Below are 9,582 nucleotides of genomic sequence, written 5' to 3' on the forward strand. Positions count from 1 at the left end.
GGTGACAGGGCGACGTCCACTCGTCCTGCTCCTGCCCGCGCTGTGCGCACTCGTGTTTCTGCTCGTTCCGCTGCTCGGGCTGGCACTGCGCGCGCCGTGGCGCACGCTGCCGGAACGCTTGTCGAACGCCGAAGTGGGTCAGGCCCTCAGACTTTCGCTGATGTGCGCGACCATGGCCACCGTCGTGTGCCTGGTGTTCGGTGTACCGCTGGCGTGGTTGCTCGCGCGCGGCGAGCTGCCGGGAGCGGGTGTCGTTCGAGCACTGGTCACGGTTCCGCTGGTGTTGCCGCCGGTGGTCGGCGGTGTCGCTTTGCTGTTGGTCCTCGGTCGGCGCGGCCTACTTGGCCAGTACCTGGACCAGTGGTTCGGCGTATCGCTGCCGTTCACCACGGCCGGGGTGGTCGTCGCCGAGGCGTTCGTGGCCATGCCGTTTCTGGTGATTTCGGTGGAAGGGGCACTGCGCGCGAGCGATCCGCGTTTCGAGGAGGCCGCGGCAACCCTCGGCGCCTCACGCTGGTACGCCTTCGTCCGGGTCACCGTGCCGTCGGTGTTGCCGGGGGTGGTCGCGGGTGCGGTGTTGTGCTGGGCACGCGCGCTCGGCGAGTTCGGCGCGACGGTCACCTTCGCCGGAAACTTCCCCGGCACGACCACCACCATGCCGCTCGCGGTCTATCTCGCGTTGGAGACCGACCCCGCCGACGCGATCGTGCTGAGCCTTGTCCTGCTCGCGGTATCGGTGACGGTGCTGGTGACCTTGCGTGAGCGCTGGATTCGAGCAGTAGCGTGAGCCTGAGCGCCGAATTGCGGCTCACCCGTGGTGAATTCACGCTCGATGCCACGATCACGGTCGCCGAAGGTGAGGTGGTGGCGTTGCTGGGCCCCAATGGCGCGGGTAAGACCACCGCGCTGCGGCTACTGGCCGGATTGACCGCGCTCAGCGACGGCGAGATCCGCCTCGACGAGCACGTCCTGGACGCGCCGCCGAAGGTCTTCGTGCCCGCCGAGCGCCGCTCGATCGGCGTCGTCTTCCAGGATTATCTGCTGTTCGGCCACCTCAGTGCCCTCGACAATGTCGCGTTCGGGCCGAGGGCGCGGGGCACGCGCCGCGGCGTCGCGCGCGCACGGGCGGCCGACTGGCTCGACCGCGTCGGCCTCGCCGAGTACCGCGACGCCAAACCACGCGCGCTCTCCGGCGGCCAGGCGCAGCGGGTCGCGCTGGCCAGGGCGCTGGCCAGCGAGCCCCGGCTGCTGCTGCTCGATGAACCCTTGGCCGCGCTCGATGCGAGCACCCGCATGCGGGTGCGCTCCGACCTTGCCCATCATCTCGGCGCGTACGCCGGTCACACCGTGCTGGTCACCCACGATCCGCTCGACGCGATGGTGCTCGCCGACCGCATCGTGATCCTCGAACGCGGCACCGTGGTGCAGTCGGGTCCGCCCGCCGAGGTCGCCAGGCATCCCCGGTCGGATTATGTGGCGAAGTTGGTGGGGCTCAATCTTTTTCGGGGCAATGCCCGTGGCACGGAGGTGGAATTGGTGGGCGGCGGCCGGATCGTCGCCGCCCGACCCGCCACCGGCGAGGTCTACGTGGCGTTCGCTCCCTCGGCCGTGGCCGTGTATCCGGAGAAGCCGTCGGGAAGTCCGCGCAACACCTGGCCGGTGACCATCGCGGGTATCGAGCAGCACGCCGACACCATCCGGTTACGACTCGACGGCAGCCCCTCGGTCCTCGCGGACATCACCACGGCCGCCGTCGCGGCGCTGGACCTGCGTCCCGGCGCGCGACTCTGGGCGGTCACGAAGGCTACGGAGGTGCGGGTGTATCCGGATGGCGCCGACCTGACCGGTTCTGGCTCTACCATGCTTGGGTGATCGACCGCAGCGAGCCTTCCGCGCGCACGCCTCCGTTTCGACAAGTGTCGGCGGCCCGATGAGTCGGCCGTATGTGCTGTTGTCCGTGGCGATGAGTGTCGACGGCTATATCGATGACACCGCGCCGCAGCGGCTGCTGCTGTCCAACGCACAGGATTTCGACCGAGTCGACCAGGTCCGCGCCGATGCCGACGCCATCATGGTCGGCGCGGCGACACTGCGCGCGGACAACCCCCGACTGATCGTGAAGGACCAGGACCGCCAGGACCGACGACGCGCGGCGGGCCGGGACACTCAACCACTGAAGGTCACGGTGACCGCGAGCGGAGACCTCGATCCGGCTGCGAGATTCTGGCATCACGGCACCGAGCAACATCGACCACTCGTCTACACCACGGCGGCGGGAGCGGCTCGGCTCGGCGAGCGCCTCGCTGGCCTGGCCGAGGTGGTGGCACTCGGCACGGAGGTGGATTTCGGGGCGCTGCTCGATGATCTCGGCGGACGCGGCATCGGCCGGTTGATGGTCGAGGGTGGCAGCCATCTGCACACCGCGTTCCTGTCCGAGGGGCTTGCCGACGAACTACATCTGGCGATCGGCCCCGCGCTGGTGGGCGATCCCGACGCACCGCGCTTCCTGGAGCCCGCGGGCTTTCCCGGCGGCTCGACCCGCCGCATGCGTTTGCTCGACGTCGCTCGTCTCGGCGATGTCGCGGTGCTGCGTTACCTGCCGAAGGAGACCGAATCATGACCGACCACGCGCGGTGGATGCGCGCCGCGGTGGAACTCGCCACCCGTTCCCCCTCGGCCGAGGGCGCGTTCTCGGTGGGTGCGGTGATCGTTGTCGACGATGCCGCGATCGCCACCGGCTACTCGCGCGAGACCGACGCGAAGGTGCACGCCGAGGAAGCCGCGCTGAACAAGCTCGACGAAGACGACCCACGGCTGGCTCGGGCGACGATCTACAGCACGCTCGAGCCCTGCTCACAGCGCGGTACCGCGACACGGCTGCCGTGCACCGAGCGGATTCTGCGTGCTGGTATTCCGGTGGTGGTGATCGCGTGGCGGGAGCCGGCGACCTTCGTACGCAACTGCGTCGGGGTGGAGAAGTTGCGTGCGGCGGGCGTGACGGTCATCGAGCTGCCCGAGTGGGCAGCGGCCGCGATGGCGATGAATCGGCATCTGGATCTGTCGTAGTCAGGTCCCCGCTAGGTCACGAGTCGGGCACATCCACCGGCACTGACACTTGGTCACGACAGGGACGCGACCACCGGCTTCGCGCGGACCGCGACGGCCGGTGCTTCGCGCCGAGCCCAAGCGTTCGCACTGAGCTCGCATGTGCGCAAGCGGTTTTCGCCCAATGCTTGGCGTGGTATCGGACGGTAGCCGTGCATCTCGCTTCCGTCACGCCCCCGGCGCCGCATCTCATCGATATCTGGTAGTTCGCTGCGCAAAAGATTATTTCCGTTGATTATCGCGCTATCGAATCGATATAACACGGTCGATAATCAATATGCGCCCGGCTGGATAATGCGAAGGAAAAGGTCCGGCGCCCACCGAATTACGGTGGGCGCCGGTCGACGCTCAAATCAGAGGTAGGCGCCGCACACGGGCCACGCACCCGGTCCCTGCGTGGCGAGCACGTTCTCCGCGACGCGGATCTGCTCTTCACGGCTGGCGTTGCTCGGGTCGCCGGTGCCGCCGTTGGCCGCCCAGGTGCTCGGGGTGAACTGCAGGCCGCCGGAGAAGCCGTTTCCGGAGTCGATGTTCCAGTTGCCGCTGCTCTCGCACTGCGCGACTGCGTCCCAGTCGTTGGCCGAAGCGGTGGCGGTGGACATACCGAACGGGATGGCGACCAGTGCGCCCATCGCAGCGGTGAAGCCGACGGCACGGGTGGTGAACTTGCGGTTAAGCGACATTATGTATTCCCTGCCTGCGCCCACCAACTCGACGAATAACTCTGTCGCGTCCCTGCCCCCAGGTGTGTCGGGGATTCTCGAATCGCGGGGCAGGCTTTCCGGCGTTCACTCGATTCGAGTTCGAGGTTCGGGTTATCCGAACCGATGACCGACGGTAGCGAAGAATTCGCCGCAGATCTCGTTAAGGTAACGTCCTATTTGTCTGAATCAATCGTCGAGAGTCGGGGCATCCCGCCCGCTCGGAACGCGAAAACAGACATATGCGGTATTGCTGTTACCGGTGCGTTATGTGCCATAGATCACGAGATGATCATGTTTCGAGTCACAGCAGATCGGTGACGCGCGATCCGAATCGGGCGAATTCTCGGCGATCATGGCGCCGGAACACTCGCGCGACCCACCGGTTCAATCGGGACAATCACCTGGTCACGTCCTGTCTCTCCGACAGAGGACGGGCAACCGCCGCAACGCGGCGTCGTCACCGCTCGCACTGTCGATCACTCGTCGCGACGCCGGTGACCTGGTCGTTACCCAATACTCCGACTCGAGCCCGTGCCCCCGGCACGGCGCGAATCGGCAACGTGGCCCGAGCGGGCCAACAGTCATCAGGCACGGTCGGAGGAAAGTCAGCCGAAGGACGGGACGCCCCGGTCGTCGGGGCCGCCGACACCGGGCTCGGTGTCCGCTAACACCGCGGTGAGGAACTTGACACTCATACTCGGCGAAAAGGCCTGTACCGCAAGACTATTCATCACCGACATGTAGAGCTCGACATCGCGACGCTTCTCGAAGTACAGCGCACTGCTCAGCTGCTCGGTGTACACCACGTCCGGCAACTCCGGCTCGGGAAAGCGCAGGATGCTGAACGGTCCACCGGCGGCGGAGTGCCCGCCCGCCGAATAGGGCAGGACCTGGATCTTCACGTTCGGAAATGCGGAAACCTCGATGAGGTGTCGGATCTGATCGCGCAGCACATCTATGCCGCCGACCGGTCTGCGCAACGCGTTCTCGTCGATCACCGCCCACAGGGTGGGCGGTGCGACTCTGCGCAAGATCTGCTGGCGCCGCATGCGCACCGCGACCCTGCGATCGGTTTCGGTGTCGTTGCCGAGCACGACGACCGATCGGGCGTACTCCTTGGTCTGGAGCAGGCCGGGCACGAACTGGGCCTCGTAGGTACGGATCGTGGTCGCGGCCTGTTCCAGGCCCACGTAGGTCTCGAACCAGTTCGGGAGCAGATCACTGTAGCTGCGCCACCACCCCGGATCGTTGGCGCGCCGGGCCATGTCCAGATATAGCTCGCGCTGGTCATCGTCCAGGACGTGGTAGAGGCTCAGCAGATCGCGGATATCGCGTTCCTTGAAGCCGGTCCTGCCCAACTCGAGTCGGCTGATCTTGGCGTGTGAACCGCGGATGCATTCGCCCGCCTCCTCGCGAGTGACGCCGCATTCCTCCCTGAGCCTGCGTAGGCGACTGCCCAGCGCGATGCGCAGGACCGTCGGGCCTCGCTCGGCCACAAGCGATTCCACCATCTCGCCGTCATCCTGATCGTTGGCCACGAACCGCCTCCGCCGCTAGGGGTTATCGACCCGGTGTGCCATGCCCCACACCGCTCGGCGGCTAATGCTACTCGCTTGTTCGTCACATTCCGGAAACCTGTCGTGCACCTGGTCCGCTCGTGTCTCACAGACCGGAGGGTTCGGGAAATCCGCCGAAAAGATCTTGAAATTGACAGTGCCGCAACGAAATAACTTGTCCACAATCCATCGTGCCCCGCACGTGAGTTGCGTAGAGTACCCACTGCGTGAACGCAGCGACACCTCGAGGCGAGGAGCAGGATGCCGCCGAAAGACAGCAGTGCCGAACTATCCCGTGACCACGCCGTCGATCCCACCACCCTCGATCCGCGAACGCCGAGTATCGCTCGGGTGTACGACTACGCGCTCGGCGGCACCAACTGGCTCGAGGTCGACCGCGAGGTCTACGAGCACATGAAAACGGTTGTGCCACATCAAGATGACGTGGGAAAAGCGAATCGGCGCTGGCTGGAGCGCGTAGTCCGATACGTCACCCGCGAGCGCGGGATCGACCAGGTGCTCGATCTCGGCAGCGGCCTTCCCACCCAGAAGAACACCCACGAGGTCGCGCAGGAACTCGACGCGCAAGTCGAGGTGGTCTACGTCGACAACGACCCGGTGTGCGTGGCACGCGGCCGTGAACTGCTCGCGACCAACACGCGCACCCACTTCCTGGACCTCGACCTCACCGCACCCGCGACGGTATTGGCCGACCCACAGCTGCGACAGCATCTCGACTTCGACCGCCCGTTGCTGCTGATCCAGTGCGGGACACTGCATTACGTCGACGACGACGGCGAAGCGGCGGCGATCATGCGCGAGTACATCCGCGCCCTCGCGCCGGGTTCGCACGTGATGCTCAGCCACTTCTTCGACCCCGGCGCCGAGCACCCGCAACTGCACGAATTGGCCAGGGGCGCCGAACGCGCGCTCAACCACGACGGGCTCGGCGCGGGCAAGTGGCGCACCCGCGCGCAACTCGAACCGCTGTTCGACGGCCTCGAACTGCTGGCACCGGGGCTTGTCGAACTCGACGAGTGGTGGCCTGCCGGACCGCCGACGCGCGTGCCGTGGCCCGATGAACACCTCATCCTGGGTGGCCTCGGCCGCAAGCCATGACCACTCCCTCTACCCGAGCTCGATCCACCGGAGGTGGCATGTCCACAAAGCAACAACCCGGCACCAACAACGACGCGGTACTGGCGACACTGACCGAAGTGCTGCGCTCGACCAGCGTCGACCTCGCCACCGCACACGACGGAGCGCCGTGGGCCTCCAACGCGTTCTTCGTTCAGGACGACAACTTTCGACTACGACTGGTGCTCGAGTCCGGCGGCACCACGCTGCGTCATCTACGCGCCAATCCCCGTATCGGACTGAAGATCGTGCCCTCGGGCCTGCTCCAGCCGTTCGCGCAGGGCGTGGGCACCGTCGAGGTACTCGATCCCGCCGAACTGGACCCCACATTCGACGCCGTGGTCGCGAAAGCGCCTGATCTGGCCCCGTTTCGCGGGGCGCCCATCGATCCGATCGCGGTAACCGTCGAGTGGTGGCGAGTTACCCACGTCGAGCAGGGTTGGCTGCCCGGTCGGGTCGTCCACCGCGAACAGCTCGCGTAAACCGCACGGCGAGCACACCTTTCGCCTACTGTGCCATGGTGATCGACAGCGCTCGAGTTGATCATGAAATCGGCAGTGGCCGTGGCTATCCGATCTCGTTGCGATCGAAAACCATGAGTTCTAGGCTTAGCCGACCAGCCAGACTCGAGCCACCATTGAAGCTCCAGAGAGGTCTCCATGCCCGAACCCACTCCGCAGACCGGCGTACGCGCGCCGGTTGGTGTGGACCCGACGCGAGCGAGCATCGCCCGCGTCTACGACGCCACGCTCGGCGGCAAAGACAACTACGACGTCGACCGTTTCGTCCGGGACAAGGTCGCCGAGATCGCCCCGCGTCAGAGCGACGTGGCCAGGATGAACCGGCGATGGCTACATCGGGTGGTCCGGTACCTGTCGGGAACGGTCGGCATCGACCAGTTCCTCGATATCGGCGCCGGGCTGCCCACCGTCGGGAACACCCACGAGATCGTGCAGCAACAGAATCCGGACGCCAAGGTCGTCTACGTCGACAACGACCCGGTCTGCAACGCACACGGCCGTGTGCTGTTGGAGACCAACGAGAACACGCATTTCGTCCCCGCGGACCTGACGCAGCCCGACACCTTGCTCAGCCACGCCGAAGTGACCAAGCATCTCGACCTGTCACGCCCGATCGGGGTGGTGCTGTGCGGGATCCTGCATCACGTCGATGACGATCTCGACCCCGCGGCGATCATGCAGCGCTACGTCGACCGGCTCGCCCCCGGCTCCTACATCGGCATCACCCACTTCTGGGATCCCGGCGCCGAATCCGACGAAGCACACCAGATGGCACTCGAACTCCAACGCCGTTTCACCGAAATGGGTTTGGGCTCGGGCTGGTACCGCTCGCGCGCGGAGATCACTTCGTTGTTCGGCGACCTGAACATTCTCGAACCAGGTGTCGTCGAACTCGATGACTGGTGGCCGTCGGGGCCGTCGGTCCACCAGCGCAGCACCGACGAACGGCTTATCCTCGGCGGCCTCGGCTACAAGCCGGACAATGCCGGCGGCGACGGCGTTGTCACCCCGCTACACCGCTCGAATTCCACCACGAAATGACCGTTGGACCGGTCCGATTCACGCGCAACCGGCGACGGAGGAAGTACGCATGACCACCACCACGACCACGACGTATGACGATTTCGCCGGCCCGACGGTCCGCGACGACCGATGGCAGTTCCTCGAGGTCCCACTCGGCGGCACCGAGACCTGGACCTACGCCGACCCGACCGCGGAGACCGAGGTGGGCGACGGCGAGGTCTCGGTCACCATCGACGAATTCAGCCGATCCCATTCGCAGGTGCAGATTCTCGACAATCCCAAGCACCTGCTGGTGTCGGTCGAGCAGTTCGACCTCGCCTCGGGCCCGCGCACCTTCTCGGTGGAGATGTCGGCGGAGAACATCGGCGTCAGCGGCCAGGACTACCGCGACGGTTTCGCGGCCTTCAACGTCCTGGACATGTCGAGCGCGCAGGTCTTCGACCTCATCGCGACGAACAAGCACGCCTACGCGATCCACGAGCGGCTGTATGTGCCAGGCGTTGTCAACACCGACCAGGCCTTCACCCACATCGTGCACGCACCACTGACCGCCGTGCGCATCGAGGCGGGCGAGTTCAACCGCTACGAGATCACCATCGATCGCGAAGCGGGCACCGTGCACTGGCGCGTCGACGGCATCCTCGTCTATACCGTGCGCGCGGTGGAGATCCCCGCCACGGTCCAGATCGGTTTCGGCATCATCACGCTGCACCCGATCGAGGGCGGTAAGAGCGTCTCCGTGCGTGGCCAGGGGCTGCACGGGCGTTGGCGCAACTTCACGGTGCGGTAGTTCTTCCCGCACACATTCCACTCCGCACGGGCGGTCTCGGGCTTGCGCCGAGACCGCCCGTGTTGTCGTTTCCGACTTCGCTCGGCACGTGAGGAAGCTCAGGCATCAGCCAGTTATCGACGCGGGTGGCCGGCTCGTCGCACGCCGGAACGCACCGTCGAATCTCGCTGCCGCCGAGAGGCATTCGCGACGAACCAATGCGTTCGCGACCCGATCCTACGAAACACCGATTTGATCCAAAATTAACTCAACGCCTCAAATTCTCGCGTTCTCAGCTATCCGACAGCGCTCCCCGCAATGTGGGGGCGCTGGATCGAAAACCTCGCCCGGAGCGGACATGTCATCGATTTGATCAACTGCCTCACCTGCGATTTTGCCAGCCCACTTCGATGAATTGTGCTCGCGCACACATCAATCGGACGTCACTGCCAGCCTGATTGTGGGGCATTATTTTTCATATTTTGCTCCGGCATCCTTCGGGTAATTTCCGCCGATCCAGGGTAATTGGAGTAGCGTCGTCGGGAGCGGAGCTATGGATTCGGTGTGGGCAGGAGGCGCGTCATGGGTGGCACAGCGGTGTCCGGCCCCACTGATCCGCCGAGTTCGTCGCGCGACCAGCGATTTTCGGTCACCGCAGCACACCGCGCCGCGTTTGCTGTGGCGTCGACTGTCCTACCGCGCTCCGCACGGTGTCCCATGCCTCTCGGTCGCTGAGAGCAGTTGGCGCGCGCGAGGTTTGCTGAGCG

10 protein-coding genes are annotated in these 9,582 nt (G+C 65.6%); 8 read left to right on the forward strand and 2 right to left on the reverse strand.

Annotated elements, in window-relative coordinates; translation table 11 throughout:
• The first annotated feature begins 1 nt into the window (after window position 1).
• Genes modB through ABEA50_RS23490 form a run of 4 tightly spaced genes read left to right on the forward strand, consistent with a single transcriptional unit; the run spans window position 2 to window position 3,066 of the window.
• A complete protein-coding gene (modB, locus tag ABEA50_RS23475; RefSeq protein WP_345497952.1) occupies window positions 2–787 on the forward strand; it encodes a molybdate ABC transporter permease subunit in 786 nt (261 codons plus the stop codon).
• A complete protein-coding gene (locus tag ABEA50_RS23480; protein WP_345497954.1) occupies window positions 784–1,872 on the forward strand; it encodes an ABC transporter ATP-binding protein in 1,089 nt (362 codons plus the stop codon). The genes modB and ABEA50_RS23480 overlap by 4 nt, the downstream gene beginning before the upstream one ends.
• A 58-nt stretch (window positions 1,873–1,930) precedes the next feature.
• On the forward strand, window positions 1,931–2,620 hold the full coding sequence (locus tag ABEA50_RS23485) for a RibD family protein (protein ID WP_345497955.1): 690 nt from the start codon (window positions 1,931–1,933) through the stop codon (window positions 2,618–2,620).
• On the forward strand, window positions 2,617–3,066 hold the full coding sequence (locus tag ABEA50_RS23490) for a deaminase (RefSeq protein WP_345497957.1): 450 nt from the start codon (window positions 2,617–2,619) through the stop codon (window positions 3,064–3,066). The genes ABEA50_RS23485 and ABEA50_RS23490 overlap by 4 nt, the downstream gene beginning before the upstream one ends.
• A gap of 392 nt (window positions 3,067–3,458) precedes the next feature.
• Here ABEA50_RS23490 and ABEA50_RS23495 read toward each other — a convergent pair whose 3' ends face one another.
• Both ABEA50_RS23495 and ABEA50_RS23500 read right to left on the reverse strand, forming a co-directional pair.
• Window positions 3,459–3,788, reverse strand: a complete 330-nt coding sequence (locus ABEA50_RS23495; RefSeq protein WP_345497959.1) for a transglycosylase family protein — start codon at window positions 3,786–3,788, stop codon at window positions 3,459–3,461.
• Between the two features lie 626 nt (window positions 3,789–4,414).
• A complete protein-coding gene (locus ABEA50_RS23500; RefSeq protein ID WP_345498215.1) occupies window positions 4,415–5,320 on the reverse strand; it encodes a helix-turn-helix domain-containing protein in 906 nt (301 codons plus the stop codon).
• Window positions 5,321–5,626: 306 nt separating this feature from the next.
• On the opposite strand from ABEA50_RS23500, the gene ABEA50_RS23505 reads away from it, so the two are divergent.
• The 4 genes from ABEA50_RS23505 (at window position 5,627) to ABEA50_RS23520 (ending at window position 8,836) form a co-directional block, all read left to right on the forward strand.
• Window positions 5,627–6,484 carry an SAM-dependent methyltransferase gene (locus ABEA50_RS23505; RefSeq protein WP_345497960.1) on the forward strand — a complete coding sequence of 286 codons (858 nt, stop codon included), beginning with the start codon at window positions 5,627–5,629 and terminating at the stop codon, window positions 6,482–6,484.
• 38 nt (window positions 6,485–6,522) lie between these two features.
• Window positions 6,523–6,984 (forward strand): pyridoxamine 5'-phosphate oxidase family protein, encoded by a 462-nt coding sequence (locus ABEA50_RS23510; protein WP_345497962.1) that lies wholly within the window; start codon window positions 6,523–6,525, stop codon window positions 6,982–6,984.
• A 177-nt stretch (window positions 6,985–7,161) separates the two neighbouring features.
• Window positions 7,162–8,064: an SAM-dependent methyltransferase gene (locus ABEA50_RS23515; RefSeq protein ID WP_345497963.1), complete on the forward strand. Its 903-nt coding sequence runs from the start codon at window positions 7,162–7,164 to the stop codon at window positions 8,062–8,064.
• Window positions 8,065–8,113: 49 nt separating this feature from the next.
• Window positions 8,114–8,836 (forward strand): DUF6081 family protein, encoded by a 723-nt coding sequence (locus tag ABEA50_RS23520; protein ID WP_345497964.1) that lies wholly within the window; start codon window positions 8,114–8,116, stop codon window positions 8,834–8,836.
• The last annotated feature ends 746 nt before the right edge of the window (window positions 8,837–9,582 follow it).

This window comes from Nocardia callitridis (assembly GCF_039543305.1).
GTDB lineage: Bacteria > Actinomycetota > Actinomycetes > Mycobacteriales > Mycobacteriaceae > Nocardia > Nocardia callitridis.